At 56.8% G+C, this 19,622-nt stretch carries 19 protein-coding genes; 8 read left to right on the top strand and 11 right to left on the bottom strand.

Annotation, left to right across the window (positions count from 1 at the left end; translation table 11 throughout):
* Nucleotides 1-4 precede the first annotated feature (4 nt).
* Both rbsD and G482_RS0101630 read right to left on the bottom strand, forming a co-directional pair.
* Nucleotides 5-403 carry a D-ribose pyranase gene (rbsD, locus tag G482_RS0101635; RefSeq protein WP_028448553.1) on the bottom strand — a complete coding sequence of 133 codons (399 nt, stop codon included), beginning with the start codon at nucleotides 401-403 and terminating at the stop codon, nucleotides 5-7.
* Nucleotides 400-1,302 (bottom strand): ribokinase, encoded by a 903-nt coding sequence (locus tag G482_RS0101630; RefSeq protein ID WP_028448552.1) that lies wholly within the window; start codon nucleotides 1,300-1,302, stop codon nucleotides 400-402. Before G482_RS0101630 ends, rbsD begins: the two co-directional genes overlap by 4 nt.
* A 320-nt stretch (nucleotides 1,303-1,622) precedes the next feature.
* On the opposite strand from G482_RS0101630, the gene G482_RS0101625 reads away from it, so the two are divergent.
* Entirely contained in the window at nucleotides 1,623-2,141 is a 519-nt protein-coding gene (locus G482_RS0101625; RefSeq protein ID WP_028448551.1) for a YgjP-like metallopeptidase domain-containing protein, read from the top strand.
* A 112-nt stretch (nucleotides 2,142-2,253) separates the two neighbouring features.
* Here the strand turns inward: G482_RS0101625 and G482_RS0101620 are convergent, their stop codons facing one another.
* The 7 genes from G482_RS0101620 to G482_RS16910 all read right to left on the bottom strand — a co-directional run bounded on the left by G482_RS0101620 (nucleotide 2,254) and on the right by G482_RS16910 (nucleotide 8,131).
* Nucleotides 2,254-2,886 carry an HMG-box domain-containing protein gene (locus G482_RS0101620; protein ID WP_156905329.1) on the bottom strand — a complete coding sequence of 211 codons (633 nt, stop codon included), beginning with the start codon at nucleotides 2,884-2,886 and terminating at the stop codon, nucleotides 2,254-2,256.
* A 13-nt stretch (nucleotides 2,887-2,899) separates the two neighbouring features.
* Nucleotides 2,900-3,490 (bottom strand): biosynthetic peptidoglycan transglycosylase, encoded by a 591-nt coding sequence (locus G482_RS20885; RefSeq protein ID WP_373277557.1) that lies wholly within the window; start codon nucleotides 3,488-3,490, stop codon nucleotides 2,900-2,902.
* A 174-nt stretch (nucleotides 3,491-3,664) separates the two neighbouring features.
* Entirely contained in the window at nucleotides 3,665-3,805 is a 141-nt protein-coding gene (locus G482_RS20410) for a hypothetical protein (RefSeq protein ID WP_169721043.1), read from the bottom strand.
* Between the two features lie 95 nt (nucleotides 3,806-3,900).
* The gene (locus G482_RS0101605; protein WP_028448548.1) at nucleotides 3,901-4,464 is read right to left on the bottom strand and encodes an elongation factor P; all 564 of its coding nucleotides are present in this window, start codon (nucleotides 4,462-4,464) and stop codon (nucleotides 3,901-3,903) included.
* A gap of 72 nt (nucleotides 4,465-4,536) precedes the next feature.
* A complete protein-coding gene (gene earP, locus G482_RS0101600) occupies nucleotides 4,537-5,685 on the bottom strand; it encodes an elongation factor P maturation arginine rhamnosyltransferase EarP (RefSeq protein WP_028448547.1) in 1,149 nt (382 codons plus the stop codon).
* A gap of 27 nt (nucleotides 5,686-5,712) precedes the next feature.
* On the bottom strand, nucleotides 5,713-6,630 hold the full coding sequence (locus G482_RS0101595; RefSeq protein WP_084414420.1) for a lytic transglycosylase domain-containing protein: 918 nt from the start codon (nucleotides 6,628-6,630) through the stop codon (nucleotides 5,713-5,715).
* 97 nt (nucleotides 6,631-6,727) lie between these two features.
* On the bottom strand, nucleotides 6,728-8,131 hold the full coding sequence (locus tag G482_RS16910; protein WP_084414419.1) for a UDP-glucose dehydrogenase family protein: 1,404 nt from the start codon (nucleotides 8,129-8,131) through the stop codon (nucleotides 6,728-6,730).
* Between the two features lie 78 nt (nucleotides 8,132-8,209).
* Here G482_RS16910 and G482_RS0101585 point away from each other — a divergent pair, with 78 nt between their 5' ends.
* From G482_RS0101585 to clpB, 4 genes are all read left to right on the top strand, one after another.
* The gene (locus G482_RS0101585) at nucleotides 8,210-9,859 is read left to right on the top strand and encodes a tetratricopeptide repeat protein (protein WP_156905327.1); all 1,650 of its coding nucleotides are present in this window, start codon (nucleotides 8,210-8,212) and stop codon (nucleotides 9,857-9,859) included.
* Nucleotides 9,843-11,429 carry a GGDEF domain-containing protein gene (locus tag G482_RS19350; RefSeq protein ID WP_028448544.1) on the top strand — a complete coding sequence of 529 codons (1,587 nt, stop codon included), beginning with the start codon at nucleotides 9,843-9,845 and terminating at the stop codon, nucleotides 11,427-11,429. The genes G482_RS0101585 and G482_RS19350 overlap by 17 nt, the downstream gene beginning before the upstream one ends.
* A gap of 91 nt (nucleotides 11,430-11,520) precedes the next feature.
* The gene (locus tag G482_RS0101575; protein WP_028448543.1) at nucleotides 11,521-12,177 is read left to right on the top strand and encodes a YiaD family glycine zipper/OmpA-like lipoprotein; all 657 of its coding nucleotides are present in this window, start codon (nucleotides 11,521-11,523) and stop codon (nucleotides 12,175-12,177) included.
* A gap of 191 nt (nucleotides 12,178-12,368) precedes the next feature.
* The gene (gene clpB, locus G482_RS0101570; protein ID WP_028448542.1) at nucleotides 12,369-14,945 is read left to right on the top strand and encodes an ATP-dependent chaperone ClpB; all 2,577 of its coding nucleotides are present in this window, start codon (nucleotides 12,369-12,371) and stop codon (nucleotides 14,943-14,945) included.
* A gap of 303 nt (nucleotides 14,946-15,248) precedes the next feature.
* Here the strand turns inward: clpB and G482_RS0101560 are convergent, their stop codons facing one another.
* Together G482_RS0101560 and G482_RS16900 are read right to left on the bottom strand one after the other, a co-directional pair.
* On the bottom strand, nucleotides 15,249-15,929 hold the full coding sequence (locus G482_RS0101560; RefSeq protein ID WP_028448541.1) for a Bax inhibitor-1/YccA family protein: 681 nt from the start codon (nucleotides 15,927-15,929) through the stop codon (nucleotides 15,249-15,251).
* A 68-nt stretch (nucleotides 15,930-15,997) separates the two neighbouring features.
* Nucleotides 15,998-17,095 (bottom strand): enoyl-CoA hydratase/isomerase family protein, encoded by a 1,098-nt coding sequence (locus tag G482_RS16900; RefSeq protein WP_034618599.1) that lies wholly within the window; start codon nucleotides 17,093-17,095, stop codon nucleotides 15,998-16,000.
* Nucleotides 17,096-17,239: 144 nt separating this feature from the next.
* Between G482_RS16900 and G482_RS0101550 the strand changes: the two genes are divergently transcribed.
* From G482_RS0101550 to G482_RS0101540, 3 genes are all read left to right on the top strand, one after another.
* A complete protein-coding gene (locus tag G482_RS0101550; protein ID WP_028448540.1) occupies nucleotides 17,240-18,247 on the top strand; it encodes a M14 family zinc carboxypeptidase in 1,008 nt (335 codons plus the stop codon).
* Entirely contained in the window at nucleotides 18,244-18,981 is a 738-nt protein-coding gene (locus tag G482_RS0101545) for an alpha/beta fold hydrolase (RefSeq protein WP_028448539.1), read from the top strand. Before G482_RS0101550 ends, G482_RS0101545 begins: the two co-directional genes overlap by 4 nt.
* 71 nt (nucleotides 18,982-19,052) lie before the next feature.
* The gene (locus tag G482_RS0101540) at nucleotides 19,053-19,592 is read left to right on the top strand and encodes an NADPH-dependent FMN reductase (RefSeq protein WP_034618596.1); all 540 of its coding nucleotides are present in this window, start codon (nucleotides 19,053-19,055) and stop codon (nucleotides 19,590-19,592) included.
* The last annotated feature ends 30 nt before the right edge of the window (nucleotides 19,593-19,622 follow it).

The following is a 19,622-nucleotide window of genomic DNA, read 5'->3' as shown; positions in this document are numbered from 1 at the left end:
CCTCCTAGAAGATCACGCCCGAATACAGCACGATATTGGCGTAGGGGCTGGCTTCGCCGGTGCGGATAATCGCCTTGGCCTGCTGGCTCAGCCGCTTAAACTCGCTATGCGGCACATAGTCCACCTGCACGCCTTCTGCCGCCATGCTTGCCGCCTGCGCCGCTACCGCGGGATTAGCGCTCTGGCACTCGCTGGCCAATACCGCGCGCTCCACCTGAAAATCGGCCAAAATGCTTTCCAGCGTGGCGAAATAACTCGGTGCGCCCAGTGTCACCGCCAGATCAATGCATTCCACCCCCGGCGGAATCGGCAAGCCGCAATCGGCAATCACCACGCAATCGGTGTGCCCCATACTGGCCAGCACGCGGCTGATATCGCGATTTAAATGTCCATGCTTTTTCATGCTGCGCCTCCTTGTGCGGCCAGAAAGGCCTGCAACTGCGCCAATGTGGGCATGCCGCCCTGCGCCCCTGCGCGGGTGACCGACAAAGCCGCGGCGGCACAAGCTAGCCGGGCGGCCGCAGGCAAGCCCTGCGCCCAAAACGCGGCCAAGGCACCATTAAAAGTATCGCCCGCGCCGGTGGTATCCACCGTCTCGACCGGGAAGCTGGTTTGCTGCTGCAGCTTGCCCTCTGGCGTGGTAAACCATGCGCCGGCAGCGCCCGCCGTCATCAAAATCCGGCCTGGCTGGCTGGCCAGCACGGCTTGCCATTCGGCCTCGGGGCGCTCAAACACCACGCCCAGCTCAAATTCATTCGGAGTTAATAAGCTCACCTGTGCCAGCAATTCGGCCGACAAGGGCTGCGCCGGTGCGGGGTTCAACAGCAAGGGTTTGCCCCATTTGCTAGCCAGCGCGGCCACCTGCTCGATGGTGGCCAGCGGCGTTTCCAGCTGCGCCACAATCACATCGGCCGCAGCAAACTCAGCCTCTGCGGCCACGATATCAGCCGGGGTGAGCAAGGCATTGGCGCCGGGCACCACGATAATGGCGTTATCACTGCCCGCCAGCGTAATCAGCGCGATGCCGCTGGCACTATTGGCGGTGGGCAATACCCAGCGGGTATCCACCCCCTCGGCTTGCAAGCCCGCCAGCAATTGCTGCCCAAACGCATCATCACCCACGCGGCCCAGCATGGTGACTTGCGCCCCCAGCCGTGCGGCGGCCACCGCCTGATTCGCCCCTTTGCCACCGTGATAGGTCGCAAAATGCGAGCCCAGCAGCGTTTCGCCCAAGCGCGGGTACTGACCTACCTGCGCCACCAAATCCATATTGATACTGCCTACGACCAGAACCTTCGCCATTACCGCCTCCATTAACCAGCTAATTCGGTTTAGGTGTGTTGTGAAGCCATGCTAAACCGTAATCAGCAAGCAGGATTGATTTATATCAACGAATGTAGTGCCGCAATATAAACTACATCCCTAATGCGAAAATCATGTATCGCCGCCGCTAAGCTCAAGCACGCCGGCATGCTCGCAGCGCCGCAACCCCGATTAGTGGCAAAGCGTACCAAGGGTATAAGCCCCGAATGATTAAAATGATTGATTTAGCAGGATATACCCAGGTGGGTATCTGGCATGACGGCAGGAAGGTAAGCCGCTGACTGTGGTAAAATGCGGGCATGAATAGCGCCCTGAAATACATCGCCCACTACCCCGCCCCGCTGCAGGAACAAGTAGTCGGCCTGATCGAAAAACAACAGTTAGCCCCGCATCTGGCCCGCAAATACCCGGCCCGCCACCAGATTCAGACCGATAAAGCGCTATATGAGTACGCCAGCGCGCTCAAAAAAGACTATCTACGCAATGCCCCACCGCTGGCCAAGGTGCAATACGATGGCAAGCTCAATACCGTGCAGCACGCGCTGGGGCTCAACACCCAGATCGCCCGGGTGCAAGGCAACAAGCTCAAAAGCAAAAATGAAATCCGCATCGCCACACTCTTTCGCACCACCGCGCCCGAATTTTTGCGCATGATCGTGGTGCACGAGCTAGCCCACCTGAAAGTCAAAGCCCACGACAAAGCCTTTTACCAGCTCTGCCAGCATATGGAGCCCCATTATCTGCAATACGAATTTGATTTACGCTTGCACTTAATCGCGCTGGAATTGGGTTTGGTGGATGGCGAGGCCCGCGGATAGGCGGGGACTCCAGAATTAAAAAGTTTAGGCTGCAGGGACAGCCCTTTAGCAAGAACAAAGACTCGATCACATTCAAATAACACAGAGTATATTTTGTGCTTTTAGCAATAGACTAATTAGCCGAAATTGACTTAACCCAGCTCTCAGCTTGAATCTTGGTCCAATCACTCTTTGCTTGCCAATCCTTGTAAACCCTAAAATGAGACGGCTTAAGATTAAAGCCCTCAAACTTTAATTTGTCCAACAAAATTGAAGCATCATTCTTTAGCTGAGCAGAGCGTGGGTAGTGTTCGCGTCGAGATGGAATGTATTTTAAATCTACATAACCACGCAACAACAATTTCTGAATTTGCCTAGCCTGCTCAATAAAGTCTGATTTCTCAGCCTCGAATTGGCGAGAAACAAATAAGTTCGCCTCCAGAGAAATTTCAGCAAAAAGACTTCCTGACACTATATAGACATCCAAGTCTGAGTTATTCGGATCAAACAGCTTCAGAGCCTTTCTTGGAGATGTGGAAAATCCTAATTGAGCACTTCCAGAAAGCCCAATTTGATACGCCGACACATTGCAGCGCAATGCCAACCAATCACGAACTGCCTCCCACAAGTAGGGAGCATGTCTAAATGCAGCTGGGCTTCTTTCATAAATCCACGTGCGAACTACTGACATCTGCTCATATGTAGCAACCTTGCGAAGCTCATCCATAAATTCATTTGATGCAATACCTAAAGGTGTTGGCTGCACACTCTCCGAATACCTAAACGGAGTTTGACGTTCTGGTCGTAAGCTCACAATTTAACCCAATCTTGTTAATTATGTAGAGTTTCCTGTTATTGATCTGCTGCAACCTTCTAGCTGTTGGAGCTTTAGGCTCAGGATATTTTAGCCTAGAAACAATCGAAGCAGCATCCTCCAAAGAGTATGGTGGCACGATTTTTAATCTAATAGAAGCCTGTTTAAGACCATTCATTCGCCACCCATAATATGCAACACAAAGGTAGGCTAGCGCCTGATCGGATTTCTGAATTTTTGAATCAACCAAAGCTGCCAGACAAATTTCTTTAAATTTTCTACAAACACTCCGCCGATAATCGTTAGATATAGTTCGTACTAACTGTTGTGTTATTGTGCTCCCCCCTTGAATCCTGCCTTTGAATACAGTCATAAAAATTGACCGAAAAATGGCGCGACACTCAAACCCATAATGCTTGTAAAATCGATGATCCTCTGCCTGTATTAGTGCAGAAATTAGCATTTCACATTGACTACTCACGTTCGACGATTGGACTATCACTTCAATTCTTCGAACAATATCAATCGCGCTTGAATGAAAGAAATAGCGACCCATGATGCAGGCAATCTTTGCACATAGCCAATCAATAAATTGCATCAAGATACTCGGCGGGTAGAATAGCTGCGCTTGGATTTCTTCATGCACGCAAACACTGTAAGTATACTAATTTTTATCCACCTATTTTCCGGCTGCCACTGCCGACCCCGCGCGTCGCACATAACGTCACTATCAGCGAAATAGAAAATAATAAATCACATACAGCCAGCTCAAAAAGCCATGCACGATGGCCCAGAGGATGGAATGATTGGCGCTCCAAGAGAGCGCAACGGCGATCACGGTGCCCAGGCTAAAGCCGCCAAACAGACGCATTTTGTGGTCCTTTTCAAATTCGGTAGTTGATAGCCCATACATTGCCATAAAAAAAGCCACCTTGCGGTGGCTTTTTTAGGCTTAGCAAAAAACGCTTAGGCGCGTTTTTTGAATTCCAGTGTGCGGGTGTCGATCTCGATTTTGTCGCCGATTTCGATAAAGGCTGCTACTGGCAGTTCCAGATCAGAGCCTTTCAGTTTGGCTGGCTTCATTACTTTGCCTGAAGTGTCGCCACGTACGGCTGGCTCGGTGTATTCCACTTCGCGCACAACAACGGTTGGCAGCTCTACAGAGATGGCTTTGCCTTCGTAGAAAGTCACTTCACATTTGTCTTCCATGCCGTCAACGATCAGGCCGAGGGTGTCGCCGAGGTTTTCAGCTTCCACTTCGTACTGGTTGAATTCTTCGTCCATGAAGACGTACATTGGGTCAGCGAAGTAGCTGTAAGTACAAGCCAGACGGTCCAGAACAACCACGTCCAGTTTGTCATCTGATTTGTAAACCACTTCTGAGCCTTGGCCTGACAACAGACCTTTAGACTTCATTTTCACCACCGAAGCATTGCGGCCTGATTTTGAAAATTCGGTTTTTTGCACAACCCAAGGTTGGCCGTCGACCATGATCACGTTACCAGCGCGTACTTCGTGTGCGGTTTTGATTGCCATTGCGATTACCTGCGTTTGATTGAACGATTTCGCGAAAAAATCGATGTTGAAAATTGAAAAATCCCGCTATTTTACCTTGGATTCAACGAATCTGACCAGATTCGTCGCAAGATCACCCAGTTGGCGCAAACTTTGCTGCCATTGGCGTGCATGTTCGGCCAAAGTCGGGTATTGCGCACGATAGGCGCCCCAGGCGGTGGCCAGATCTCCATTGGTATTCCAGCCGTCCATCATTCCTTGCACCGCAGCACGCGCGGCGGGCGGTAGCTGGGCAAGATACAGCGCCAGAAACGCGGCTAGTTTTTCCAGGTGCGCGCCTTCGTCTTGCGGATAGATATGCCAGATCAGCGGCTTGGCAGCCCATTGCGCGCGCACGAACGAATCTTCGCCACGCACAAAATTGACATCGCAGCTCCACAATAGCCGGTCGTAATCATCTTGGCTGAGCATGGGTAGCGGGCACAGCCACAGCTGGCCTTGCCGATATACCCCATCAGGGTGTTGCTCTAAACCCAAACCCTGATAATCAATTGCCACCGATACCCGCCCTTCCGGCACCAACAACACCGTGGCCTGCGGGGCAGTAATCAGGCTGGCCAACCAAGGATTGAGTGCAGCCGGCTCGTAGGCAAACAGCGACACCAACAGCGCATCATCCGGTAGCGCCTGCGCGCCCACATACGGCGCCAGCCAGCGGCGCGCGGCGGTGTCGTTCCATGCCGCCTGTGCGCTCCGCTGCTGCGCTTCGCTGGGCAAGCCGCCGGTTTGGGCGGTAAAGCCGGGAAAAAAGAAATATTTAGCCATGCCCTGCTGCGGCGAAGGCAGGCCGTGGCAACCGGCCACCCAGTCTTCGGCGCTGAGGTATTCCAGATTCAACCACACCGGCGGCGTGGGCCGCGCGCGCATGGCGGCCAGATAGGCGGCTGGCAGCTCGCAGGCAAAAGCTTCGATTACCACGGCAGCAGCGGAGCCGGCCTGCGCGGGGCTGAGCTCGGCTGGCCAATGGTGTACCTGCACGCCTTCAAGCGTTTGTGTGTCCAGCTGGGGCACGATTTCGGGGCGGATGCGGGCAAAGCTGGCCAGATCATCGACCCAGAGCGTGACATTCAGGCCAAATTCGGCCGCCAGCTGCCGCGCCAGCCGCCAGCACACGCCAATATCGCCGTAGTTATCCACCACCCGACAGAAAATCGCCCAATCCTTCACCGCTTTCACATCCGCTAACCAAAGCGCGAGTGTAGCTTATTGCCAGCGTTTGAGCTTGGCGCTGGCGCTGTAGCGGTATTGATCGGGGCGATGAATCGCCGGCGGATACAGGCGCTGAATCTTGCTCACATACTGGCGGGTTTCCGGATACGGCGGTACGCCGCGATAGCGATCCACTGTGCCCTCGCCGGCGTTATACGCAGCCGATACCAGATCAATTCGCCCTTGATAGCGGTCGAGCAACACGCGCAAATAGCGTATGCCGCCTTTGACGTTCTGGTTGACATTAAATACATCTTGCACCTGAAAACGTTCAGCGGTATCGGGGATGAGCTGCATCACGCCCATCGCCTGCTTGGGCGAAATGGCATCTGGGCGCAGCTGTGATTCCACCAAGGCAATGCTGAGCGCAAAATCAGGGTCGACCCCATACCAGCGGGCAAGCTGGCTAATAATGCGGGCGGTTTTCTTTTGCGCCTGGCTCAGTGCCACCTGGCTGGCCGGCACCGGCGCCACCGGCGCTTTGGCCGGAGCGACATCGGCTAAAACGCAGGGAGGTAATTGTTCGCCGCGAAACGCCACGGTTTCGAGCATGTCTTGCGCTTGCTGATGCCCCTGCGCCGCCGCTACGGCAAACAGGCTGGCTGCCGCAGTGCGATCGGCCGGCACGCCAAGGCCAAAGGCATACAGCATGCCGAGCCGGTATTGCGCCTCCAGCTCGCCCTGCCGGGCGGCGCGACAATATTGCAGCGCCGCCTGCCACGGATCAGCCGCTTCTTGCTGCGTGAGCGCGGGCAAGGGGCTCGCGGCCGGAGTGGCTTGGGCGCTGGCGCTATGACCGCGTGCGGCCGGCGCAGCGAGCGCCACGCCGCTCAGACTGGCGAGCAGCACCAGCGTGCTTAGCCCGACCCTAGCAGATCGCCCACTCACCCCGCACTTGCTTTTCTCACGCATCGCCTGCCCCTTATTCCACCCGCATACAGGTTGCGGAGTGTAGCGTAAGCCGGCGGTGCGCTTGTAAGAAAAGTGCGTTAAAGGTCGTTTTTGACGCCTAGTCGGCCACCGCCAGCGACTGATCGGCGCTCGCAGGCTCAGCCAAGACCACTGGTGCCGCAAAGGTGCCCAGATTAATTTGCTCGCGCCCGATCGGGAAATAGCTCAGCCCCTCGGCACGCAGGCGTTTGGGCTCGTAGAGATTGCGGCCATCGAAAATAATCGGCGTGCGCAGCGCAGCCTTAATCGCCGGAAAATCAGGGCTGCGAAAGGCTTTCCACTCGGTCACGATAATCAGCGCATCCGCCTGTGGCAGCGCATCGAGCGGCAAATCGCTAAAGCGGATACCGGCGCAACCGGCTAAAAGTTCGCGGGCTTTATCATTGGCAACCGGATCATGCGCGCACAGCGTGGCGCCACGCGCCAACAAGGCTTCGATCAGCACCATGCTCGGGGCTTCGCGCAAATCATCGGTTTCGGGCTTAAAGGCCAGCCCCCACAGTGCAAAATGCCGGCCGCGCAGATCAGGGCCAAAATGGGCCAGGATTTTCTCCAGTAGCACCGTTTTTTGCCGGGCATTGGTTTCATCCACAGCCGCGAGGATATTCAGCGTGCGCCCATGCTGGCTGGCAGTGCGCTGGAGCGCTTGCACATCTTTCGGGAAACACGAGCCGCCATAGCCCACGCCCGGATACAAAAAGTGATAGCCAATGCGCGGATCAGAGCCTATGCCTTTACGCACCCATTCGATGTCGGCGCCTAGCACTTCAGCCAGATTGGCCAGCTCGTTCATAAAGGAAATGCGTGTGGCCAGCATGGCATTGGCGGCGTATTTGGTGAGCTCGGCCGAGCGGATATCCATCGCCAAAATCCGGTCGTGATTGCGCACCAACGGCGCGTAAATCGACTGCATCAGGTCTTTGGCGGTTTCGTCATCGGTGCCGATCACGATCCGGTCGGGGCGCATAAAGTCATCAATCGCGGCGCCCTCTTTCAAAAATTCGGGGTTGGATACCACGCTAAAACTGCTGCGCTTGCCGCGTAAATCCAGCTGCAGCTGAATCGCCTCGCGCACCAGATCAGCGGTGCCGACCGGCACGGTGGATTTATTCACGATGACTTTGTATTCATTCATGTGCTGGCCGATATTGCTGGCGGCGGCCAATACATATTGCAGATCGGCCGAGCCATCTTCATCCGGTGGCGTGCCAACGGCGATAAATTGAATGGTGCCATGCGCTACCGATTCGGCGATATCACTGGTAAAGCGCAAACGGTTGGCCGCGACATTGCGGCTGATCAGCGCATCCAGCCCCGGCTCATAAATCGGCACCCCGCCCGCCTGCAGCTGGGTGACCTTGGCCTCATCCAGATCCAAACACACCACCTCGTTACCGTATTCGGCCAAACAGGCCCCGGTAACCAGCCCCACATAGCCCGATCCAATGACAGTAATCCGCATCGCACTCGCTCCACAGTGAATTGGGCATAGTTGTACGGCATCGCGGTGACAGTTCGACGACACAAAAAAGAACAAAAAATGACATTTTCTTGGCAAATCAACGACATTGCGCCGTTAAACTGCGCTACCACCTTCCCCCAACTGCGGTTTGATGACGAATCGACTAATCTGAAAACCCCTACTGCGCCCCGAGCGCCGGAGTTCACAGGCATGCCGCACGAGGATGTAAACGCGCAATTACAAGCGTTTACCGATCAGATTCAGCATGGGCATAGTCATACCGCCCTGCCACTACTGCTGATGTATCTGCGCGAACACCGCGCAGATCAAGGCGTGCGCGCACATACCCACTATTTGATCGCCTGGGCGAGCTGGGGGGTAAATGATTTTGCCACGGCGCAGCGGCATATCCGCCAGGCGCTGCGCTGGATGGATCAGCACGCCACCCTGTATCTGCGCGCTTTGCTCATGCAGGCGCAAATCCAGCTGGCGCTGGATCGCTTTCTGCCGGCGCTCGATACTCAACTTCAAGTGTTGCAACTGACCGACGGTGAGCAAGATCCGGACATCGTGGCGCAGGCCTATTTGGGCGTGGGCAATTATTTTCAGGTGCAGGGTAAACATGATCAGGCGCTAACCTGTTACGAGCATGCCTATGATTTTGCGCTGCGCAGCGCAGAATTTGAGATCGAGCTTAAAGCCGCGAATTACCTGCTTTCGCTGTATTGCAGCGAGTGTTACACCGCGGAAGCCGAGAAAATCTTGCAAGACTGCTGGGCCAAACTCTATCACCGCCAAGAAGTCGACCCGGCGCAAAAAGCCAGCTTGCATCACTATCAGGGCATGGTGCTGTTGCAGCAGCAGCGCTTTAATGCCGCGCTGGAACAGCTGAATATTTCACTGCAAATCAATCAGCAATTTAATTTCTTGTGGGGGCAAACGCAGAATCGCATTCAGCTTGCCCAGCTGCATGCCAGCCAGCAGCGCTATAACACCGCCATCGGTCAGCTGGAAACGGCAGTGTTTACCGCATCGCTGTTTGATCAGGGTTTACTGCAGCAAAAAATCTGCGGCCATATCCGCGATATTCATGTTGAAGCCGAAAACTATGCCGCAGCGCTCGCCGCCCAAGAGGCCTACCATCACTTTGCGCTGCGCAATGAACAGCTGTTTGTGCTGAAAAATCAGGAAAAACATCAGCGCCAATTACGCACGCTGGAGCACCAGCTAGCCCAGATCAAACAGCGCCAGCTGGTGCGAGGGCTAGAGCAAAAAATCCAGCGCTTAGAGGCCACGCTGCAAGCCAAAGCCACGCTCGACCCAGTTACACAGGCCTATTTACCAGCACAGCTGGCGCAGGTGTATCCAGCGCAGCGCTTGCCGGCCTGTTTGCTGCGCATTAATGCACTAGGGCAGCTGAATGAGCAAGTGGGCCCCTTGCGTACCGATTTATTACTACAAAAACTGCATCATTTACTCACGCACGAAGTGCTAGCGGCCACGCAAAAAATCTACCGATTGCCAGGCTTTGGCTTTTTGCTGCACCCGGTGGGCGAAGGCGCTTGGCAGCAAGGGCTGCCCGAGAGTCTGCAGCAGGCCTTAAGCCCCTACCCGCTGAGCCTAACTTTGCAAACGGTGCTGTTTGATACCACCCACTATACCGTCGAGCCGCTCAGCACTCTGTGGGAATGGCCAGCCAGCGGAGGTGAAGATGGCACCTTGGCCTGAATACAAAGCGCTGTTGCAGCAAGCCATCCACCAGCCCTATAGCCTGTTGCCCGAGCTACCCACGCGGCGCAAAGCCGCCAGCAGCATCAGCGAGCGGCAAGTATTGATGCTGCTACATGGCATTGCCTTGGCCAATACCTGGCAATATGCCGCCGCCGAGCCTCTACTTACCCGCGCCACCCTGTATGGCCGCCGGCAGAAACAGTATTTTGCGCTTGATTACGGGCTAGATGCCTTGGCCAGCCTGTATCTGGTACAGGGCAATGTTGATAAAGCCATGCAGACCTGGATGGCCTGTTTCGAGCTGGGGCTAAAAACCCGTGATCGCAATGCCATCATGCTGGCCCACTTGGGCGTGGGCAAAACGTATTTTGGCCTGCATGACTTTCACAATGCCAAAAACCACCATCTGGCCACCGTGGATATTGTCTGCAGCCTGCCCAACCATCAATCCAGCTGCGAAGCCTATGTGTGTCTGGCGGTTGATTTGATCAAGCTGTGCGAATTTGCCAAAGCCGCCGCCACGCTGGAAGTCGCCCGCCAATACCTGCCATGGGCGCGTCACCCCAAGCGCAGCACCTGTGAAATCGAGCTGTACTTTGGCATGACACTGGCCGGCAGCGAGCTTTATCCGGCCGCACAATTACACTTTGAGCGAGCCATTGAACTCGCGACGGAAGCGGATTTTAGCTGGGGGCTGGCCTTGGCCGAGCTAGAAAGCGGCAAGGTCTGGCACCAGGCCGGCGATGATGACCGCGCGCTCACGCATCTGACCCGCAGCGAGGCACTGGCCAGCGCCTTGCAATCGAGCCTGTTTTTACGCCAATGCCACGAGCTGCAATACCAAATCCACAAAGACCGGGGTGACTATCTGGCGGCGCTGACGCATATGCAAACTTATACCCAGCTCAGCCTGCAAGCGCAGCGCGAAAGCGGCAAAATGGCGCCTTCATCACGGGTATTGAAAAAACTTCGACAATACGAAGCGCAACTGGAGCTGGCTACCTCACAAGAAGAAAACGTCGAACTCACCAGCCGCCTGCGCAAACACCAAGATTTAATCGCCCAGCTAACCCAGAAGGCCGAAACCGACGCCCTTACCGGTGTGTTTAACCGCCGCGCGCTCGATCAGCGCATTGTGCGCGAATTTGAGCTGGCCGATTTGCAGCAGCAAGATTTCAGCCTGTTGATGATCGATCTGGATCACTTCAAAGCGGTGAATGACCAGTTTTCCCACCAGATGGGCGATAAAGTGCTGCAAGCGGCGGCCCAGCTCATTGTGCGCGCCTGCCGGCAAGGTGAATTTGTAGCGCGCTATGGGGGCGAAGAGTTTTGCGTGCTGCTGCCCGGTGCGCCGCTCGCCGCGGCCAGCAATGTGGCGGAACGAATCCGGCTGCAGCTGGCCCAATTTGCCTGGGCGCAACTCGGCGATGGCCCGGCCCGCATGAGCTGTAGTATCGGTGCCGCCTGCCGCCAAGCCGGCGAAGACAGCGCGAGCTTACTCAAGCGCGCCGATCTGCATCTGTATCAGGCCAAAGCCGCGGGGCGCGACCGCGTATTTGCTGCCTAGCCGGCTAGTTCACACCGAATATGCCAATTAGTTACAGATAAATTCATAAACTTTGGGTACATTCCGCACATTAACGACAAGGAGCTGCAAGATGAAACAGAAAATCCTGACCGCCGTAATCGCCGCCAGCGTCGCCCTCAGTGGTTGCGCCAACCTGACGCCAGAACAGCAAGGGGCGATGATCGGTGCCCTCGGCGGTGCAGCCGCCGGCGCGGTGATTAGTAAAGCTTCTAAAGGCAGCCACACTGGCCGCGATGCAGCGATTGGCGCAGCGATTGGTGCGATTGGTGGTTATGCTTGGTCTGCGCACATGGAAAAACAGCGCAAAGAAATGGAAGAAGCGACCAAAAACACCGGTATTGAAGTCACCAAAACCCCAAATAACGAGCTGAAGCTGGATGTGCCTAGCGATTTCTCGTTTGATACCGGCAAATACTCGATCAAACCGAATATGCGCCCGATTCTGGATAAACTCGGCCAAACGCTGAACCAGAATGCCGTGACGCAAGTGCGCATTGTGGGCCACACCGACAATACCGGTAGCGATGCCATCAATAATCCGCTGTCAGTCAACCGGGCCGGCGCCGTACAGGAATATCTGCTGCAACGTGGCGTAGCCGGTGGCCGCATGCGCATTGAAGGCCGTGGTTCTTACGAGCCAGTGGCGGATAACAGTACCGTGGCCGGTCGCGCCCAAAACCGCCGCGTGGAAATCTTCGTGGCTGAGCCTGCACAAGCCCAGCAATAAATTGGCCTAGCGCCGACCAAGCCAGCCTACGGGCTGGCTTTTTTTCGTTCTGCAGAAGCTACCTCCCCCCTTACGCCAGCCGCGGCCAGCAGCGCACAGTTCGATGGGCTCTTGATTTTCAAAAAACCGGCAATCATCTAGGGATTAACAACCCTAATCCAAGGAGGGCCTTCGGGCCTACAGGTGACATCATGCGAATCGACAAACTCACAACCAAATTTCAGCAAGCGCTGGCCGATGCGCAAAGCATGGCCAATGCCAATGACAACCCATTTATCGAGCCACAGCATTTGCTGCTGGCCTTACTGAATGACGCCGACTCGGGTGCCGCCGCCTTGCTAGCCCGCGCGGGGGTGAATGTGCAACCTTTGCGCACGGCGCTGGATGCCGCAGTGAAACGGCTACCCAAAGTACAAGGGCAAGATGAGCTGGCCGTGGGCAAAGAGCTAGGCCGGCTACTCAATGCCACCGATAAAGCCGCGCTGCAACGGGGCGATCAGTTTATTTCCAGCGATCTCTTTTTACTGGCACTGGCGGACGATAAAGGCGAAACCGGGCGGCTACTCAAAGAACAGGGTGGCAGCAAGGAAGCCATTCTGGCGGCGGTAGAGGCCGTGCGGGGTGGCGAAAGTGTCAACAGCGCCGACGCAGAACAACAGCGCGAAGCCCTGAGCAAATATTGCCTAGATCTCACCGAGCGCGCCCGCGCCGGCAAGCTGGATCCGGTCATCGGCCGCGATGATGAAATTCGCCGCGCAATTCAGGTCTTGCAGCGCCGTAGCAAAAACAACCCCGTACTGATTGGTGAGCCCGGCGTAGGTAAAACCGCCATTGTCGAAGGGCTGGCGCAGCGGATCGTGAATGGCGAAGTGCCCGATTCACTGAAACACAAGCGGGTATTGGCGCTGGACCTAGCGGCGCTGCTGGCTGGCGCAAAATACCGGGGTGAATTTGAAGAGCGCCTGAAAGCCGTACTGAATGAGCTGGCCAAAGATGAAGGCAATAACATCATCTTTATCGATGAGCTACACACCATGGTGGGCGCTGGCAAAGCCGAGGGCGCGATGGATGCCGGCAATATGCTCAAACCAGCTCTGGCGCGCGGCGAGCTGCATTGTATCGGCGCCACCACGCTGGATGAATACCGCAAATACGTCGAAAAAGACGCCGCGCTGGAGCGCCGTTTCCAAAAAGTCCTGGTTGGTGAGCCCAGCGTGGAAGACACCATCGCCATTTTGCGCGGCCTGCAGGAAAAATACGAAATCCACCACGGTGTGGATATCACCGACCCGGCGATTGTGGCTGCTGCAGAGCTTAGCCACCGTTACATTACCGATCGCTTCCTGCCGGATAAGGCCATTGATCTGATCGACGAAGCCGCGGCCAAGATCAAAATGGAAATCGACAGCAAGCCCGAAGTGATGGATAAACTCGATCGCCGGCTTATCCAGCTGAAAATCGAGCGCGAAGCCGTGAAACGCGAAAAGGACGAAGCCAGCCAAAAACGCCTGGCGCTAATCGAAGACGAAATCAGCAAGCTTGAGGTGGAGTATTCCGATCTGGAAGAAATCTGGAAAGCTGAAAAAGCCAGCGTGCTGGGCAGTCAGGCCATCCGCGAAGAAATCGAGCGCCTGAAAAACCAGATGGACAGCCTGAAACGCGCCGGCGAATGGCAGCGCGTGTCCGAGCTGCAATACGGCCAACTGCCGCAGCTGGAAGCCAAGCTCAAAGCCGCCGAAGCCTCAGAAACCAGCGGCAGCAGCAATAAGCTTTTGCGCACCCAAGTAGGCGCCGAAGAAATCGCCGAAGTGGTCAGCCGCGCCACCGGCATTCCGGTCAGCAAAATGCTGCAAGGCGAACGTGAAAAACTGCTGCAAATGGAAGACGTCCTGCATCAGCGCGTGGTTGGCCAAGATGAGGCCGTGCGACTGGTGGCCGATGCCATTCGCCGCTCGCGCGCGGGGCTTGGTGACCCGAACCGGCCGTATGGCTCATTCCTGTTCCTTGGCCCGACCGGGGTGGGTAAAACCGAGCTATGCAAAACGCTGGCCGAATTTTTGTTTGATTCGGAAGAACACCTGATTCGCGTGGATATGAGCGAATTTATGGAAAAACACTCGGTGGCCCGCCTGATCGGGGCGCCTCCGGGCTACGTGGGTTATGAAGAAGGCGGCTATTTAACCGAGCTGGTGCGCCGCAAACCATATAGCGTGATCTTGCTCGATGAAGTCGAAAAAGCGCATCCGGATGTATTTAATATCCTGTTGCAAGTACTGGATGACGGCCGCCTCACCGATGGCCAAGGCCGCACGGTCGACTTTAGAAACACTGTGGTCGTGATGACTTCCAACCTCGGCAGCGAGCATATTCAGCGCCTGGCCGATTCGGATTATCAGGTGATCAAGCTGGCGGTCATGGCCGAAGTAAAAACCCATTTCCGGCCCGAATTTGTCAACCGGATCGATGAGGTGGTGGTGTTCCATGGCTTGCAGCAAGCGCATATTCGCCATATTGCACAGATTCAGCTACAAAAACTGCTCGGCCGGCTAGCGCAGCTGGAAATCGGCCTGGAGGTTGCCGACAGTGCGCTGGACTTGATCGCCGAGGCTGGATTTGACCCAGTGTACGGCGCGCGACCACTGAAACGGGCGATTCAGAGCGAGCTGGAAAACGTGCTGGCAAAACGGATTTTGGCCGGCGAATTTGGCCCGAAAGACACGATTGCCGTTAGCGCGCGCGATGGCGTAATGCAACTGAGCAAGGCCTAAGCGCACAAGACAGTTCATCCGATTAAACATCAACTAGCCCCCGCTTGCGGGGGCTTTTTTATGTCTACCCTGCTCTAGAAAGCTAAAAATCGCCAGCGCAACCGGCGTGCAGTTTCAAGGCTTAACGAATTCAGCCAGGCCACCAGCAGTAGCGCAGCGCCTACTGTTTCGGCTACACAGCCAAGGCCAAGCCGCAAGATACCTATGGCCAGTATTGCCTTACAAGCCAATCAACTAAAAGATTTCATGGCAATACCCAATAAAAAAGCCGCCCAGTGGGCGGCTTTTTTGGGCTAACTGTGCTTAGTCACGGCTACTGCCGGTGAAGGCCATCAGCAGATTCAGCAAGCTCACGAACACATTGTAAATGTTCAGATACAGGCTCAGCGTGGCGGTGATGTAGTTGGTTTCACCACCGTTCACAATGCGGCTTACGTCATACAGGATGAAGGCCGAGAACAGCAGCACAGCCAACGCAGAAATCGTCAGCGACAGGGCTGGAATCGCGAAGAACACATTGGCAATCGCAGCCAGCATCAGCACTACCGCGCCCACCAGCAGGAATTTACCCATGAACGAGAAATCTTTTTTGGTCACGGTCGCGATTGAAGCCAAGGTGAAGAAGATCGCGCCAGTACCGACAGCGGCCAGACCAATCATCTCGGCGCCATTGCTAAATTTCAGCGCCACTTGCAGGATTTGGCTTAGCCACAGACCCATAAAGCCAGTCCAGGCCAGCAAAATGCCGACACCAGCAGCGGAATGTTTGGTTTTTTCAATCGCGTAGAACGCGCCGAAGCTCACGCCCAAAAACAGCAGCAAGCCAAACATCGGGCTCATCGCGAATTTGATCGAGATCCCGAAGATCGCGCCCGCGGCGGTCGGCAGCATCGACAGCGCCAACAGGAAATAGGTATTGCGCAAGACTTGATTGCGCTCGGCAACACTGGTCGTGCTACCGTAAGTGGCCGGATTGTAGTGCATGATAACTCTCCATAAATTATTCGCGGTTTGCCGCGTTGCAGCTAAGATGCGGCAAAGGCGAAAAAGTTTCAAGCCATGCAAGTATTTTCTGCCCACAATGCGGCAAACTGCGCCGCAGTCGTGGCATCCGGCTCGCTAAAGAGCGCGGCCACCTGCCAGCGCGGTGCCTCGCCCCGGGCATACAGGGTGCTATAAATCCCCGCCTGAAAATCCCCATAGCGCAGCGCCGCCGCCGCGAGCGCGGTTTCTAGCGCCACGGTTTGCGCCAAAGTTTGCTGCGCGGCGCGTTGCTGCAAAGTCCAGCTCAGCCATACCGAGGTGGGCGAGGCTTGCGCCAGCCGCTGCGCCGCATGTCGGCACCAGGGGCTATCACTGCCGGCCCACGTAGCAATGGCGGCCAGCACGGCGCTAAGATCATCAGCCGCCGTTGCGCTATTCAGTGCCGCCCTAGTGACGGCATCCAAGACCTGCGCGCCTTCTGCCTGCGGCCAGCGCTGCAAAAAGTCGCTCAGCAGCGCATGATTTTCCGCCGCCGCCGCTTGCCACGGCTGTGTCGCCAGCGCCGTGAGCACGGCATGACGATCTGCCGCTGGCAACAGATATTGCGCGGCCCCGACAGCCAGCGCATCAGCAGCCTGAATCGGTACGCCTGTCAGCCCCAAGACGCGGCCCAAGCTCGGCCCGTCGCCCAGACGGGGCAGCCACCAGCTGGCCGAGACGTCCGGAAACAGACCGATCCCGGTTTCCGGCATGGCTAGGCGCGTGCCCGGCGTGACCACGCGGTGGCTGGCCGCAGCAAACACGCCCCAGCCCCCGCCCATGATAATGCCGTGCCCCCAGGCCAATACCGGCTTGGGGTAATGCCGCAAGTGGTGGCACAGTTGATATTCTTCGCGGAAAAAATCATCGCCTGCCGCCAGCTGGCCAGGCTCGGTCATGGCCTCATACAGGGCTTTAAGATCGCCACCGGCGCAAAAACCGCGTTCACCAGCGCCAATGATGACAATCGCCGCGATGTCGTCAGCATCTTGCCAAGCACTAAGTGCCGCCGCCATTTGCCGCACCATGGCCAGATTCTGGGCGTTGATCCGCTCGGGTGCGCTCAGCGCCAAACACCCCAGCGCCATGCCATTGGCCCCCTGCAATACCGAAACATGTACCGTCATGCCATCCTTCCGTTTGTCAGCGAACCTGGATTGAGCCGTAGCCTTCTCGGCAGCTCAATCAGTCATTTCCTTTATAGCGCGGCTTGTAACATAAGCAGGGCCTGCGCCGCCTATAGTGGAGCGATTGCATCCACGACCCCGACCATGCCCCGCCTACCCGAACTGGAAACTCTGGAAGACTTGCTCGACCAAGCGCCCGCCAGCGCCCGTGTGCACACGCTGGCCACGGTGGGCGAGGAAAATTGGCCTTTATATGCGCTGGTACTAGGCAATCCGGCGCCCGAGGCGCCAGTGCTGGGCTTTTTTGGCGGCGTGCATGGGCTGGAGCGCATTGGCTGCCAGATCGTGCTGGCGCTGCTACGCAGCATCTTGGTGCGCCTGCATTGGGATAGCAGCCTGCAGCATAAATTGGAACGCATGCGCTTGGTGTTTATGCCGCTGATTAATCCCGGCGGCATGCTGCGCGGCTGGCGGTGCAATCCCGCCGGAATCGATCTAATGCGTAATGCGCCACTTGATGCCGCGCAACGCCCGGCCTGGCTGGTGGGCGGCCAGCGCCTAAGCCGCCATCTGCCCTGGTATCGTGGCCCGGCCGGTGCCGCGCTGGCCGCGGAAAACCAAGCTCTGTGCCAACTGGTAGAGCGCGAATTGCTCTGTAGCCCGTTTAGTCTGGCGCTGGATTGCCATTCGGGCTTTGGCCTGCGCGACCGGCTGTGGTTTCCCTACGCCCACACTCGCCAGCCCTGGCCAGCGCTGCCCGAAGTGTATGCGCTGGCCGAGCTATTTCAGCACAGCTACCCCTATCACCCCTATCTAATCGAGCCACAGGCGCGCCAATACACCACCCATGGCGACATCTGGGACTACCTGTATTTGCAACACGCCAGCCACGGGCAGCGCCAGTTTTTACCGCTCACGCTGGAACTGGGCTCTTGGTTATGGATCAAAAAAAATCCTCGCCAGCTGGTATCGCTGCTGGGTTTATTCAACCCGATTGTGCCGCACCGGCAGCAGCGCGTTTTGCGCAAGCATCTGGTGTTATTCGAGTTTTTAATTCGCGCCGTGCATGATCATGCCTATTGGCTGCCGCGCGGTGAGCAGCGCCATGAGCTGGCGGCCCGCGCTTATCAATATTGGGATTACCGGCCATGAGCCACACTTGGGTGTTATTGCGCGGCCTGATGCGCGAAGCGCGCCACTGGGGCGATTGGCCGGCGCGCTTGCAAGCGCGCTACCCACAGGATCGCATCATCTGCCCCGATTGGCCCGGCTGTGGCCAACATTACCAGCAGCGCAGCTTGCTGCGCATTGAAGACATGGCAGGGTATCTGCAGCAAACGCTGATCCAGCAAGGGGCTAGCGGGCCATACCGGGTAGTGGCTATTTCGCTGGGCGCCATGGTGGCCTGCGCCTGGGCCCAACAGCGGCCGGCGGATTTCATCGATTGCACCTTGATCAACCCCAGCTTGCGCGGCTACAGCCCGCCGTGGCAACGCCTGCGGCTGGCTAACTGGCCGCGTCTGCTTGGCTTGCTGGGGCAAAGCCCGGCAGCGCGCGAAGCCACCATCCTCGCCCTGACCAGCCAGCTTGCCGAGCCCGCCGTACTGGCCGCTTGGCAAGCCTGGGCGCGCGAAGCGCCGGTGAGCCGCGCCAATGCCCTGCGCCAGCTCTGGGCCGCCGCCCGGTTTCGCCCGGCCGCCCAGACCCCAGCGGTGCCACTACAGATTATTCAGGGGCTGGCCGATCAGCTGGTTGATCCACGCTGCGCCAGTGTGCTGGCGCAGGCGTGGAACTGCCCACTGCGCAGCCACCCCACTGCTGGACACGATCTGCCGCTGGACGCGCCGGAATGGTTACTCGCGCAGCTCGGCGCAGCGCCAGCCTAGGCGCAGCCGACTTGGTACTGTCACCCGAATTGGCTAAGCTAAGCTTTTCCCCTCACAGCAGGATATCCACCATGAAAGTGCTCGCCATCTGCGGTAGTTTGCGTGAAAAATCGGCCAATAAAGGCATGCTGCGTTATGCCCAAGCCCATGCGCCAGCCGGCATGGAGATCGAAATCGCGGATCTGTCGGCCATTCCGTTTTACAACGCCGATCTCACGCCGATGCCGGCCGCTGTACAGCAATTAATGCAGCAAATGCAGGCGGCGGACGCGTATATTTTTGCTGGCCCCGAATACAACTATTCACTCGCGCCAGCGCTGAAAAACGCCATTGACTGGGCCTCGCGTGCCGAAGGCAATGCCATTTTGGGCGGCAAAGCCGTGGCCTTGATGGGCGCGGGCGGCGGCATGGGTACCTCGCGTATGCAATATCATCTGCGCCAAGTGTGCGTGTTTGTGGATTTGCATCCGCTGAATAAACCGGAAGTGTTTGCCAATGCCTTTGCCGGTGGCTTTGATGCTGATGGCAATGTGCTGGATGAGAAAGTGCAGGAAAATATCCGCCAGCAATTGGTTGCGCTAGCGGCGTGGGCGAATAAGCTGAAAGACTAAGCTATACCCCGCCATGTATTGCCAGCAGGC

It is taken from the genome of Chitinibacter tainanensis DSM 15459 (genome assembly GCF_000429785.1).
In the GTDB taxonomy this organism is placed as follows: domain Bacteria; phylum Pseudomonadota; class Gammaproteobacteria; order Burkholderiales; family Chitinibacteraceae; genus Chitinibacter; species Chitinibacter tainanensis.
This window is presented reverse-complemented; position numbering and strand designations above follow the sequence as displayed.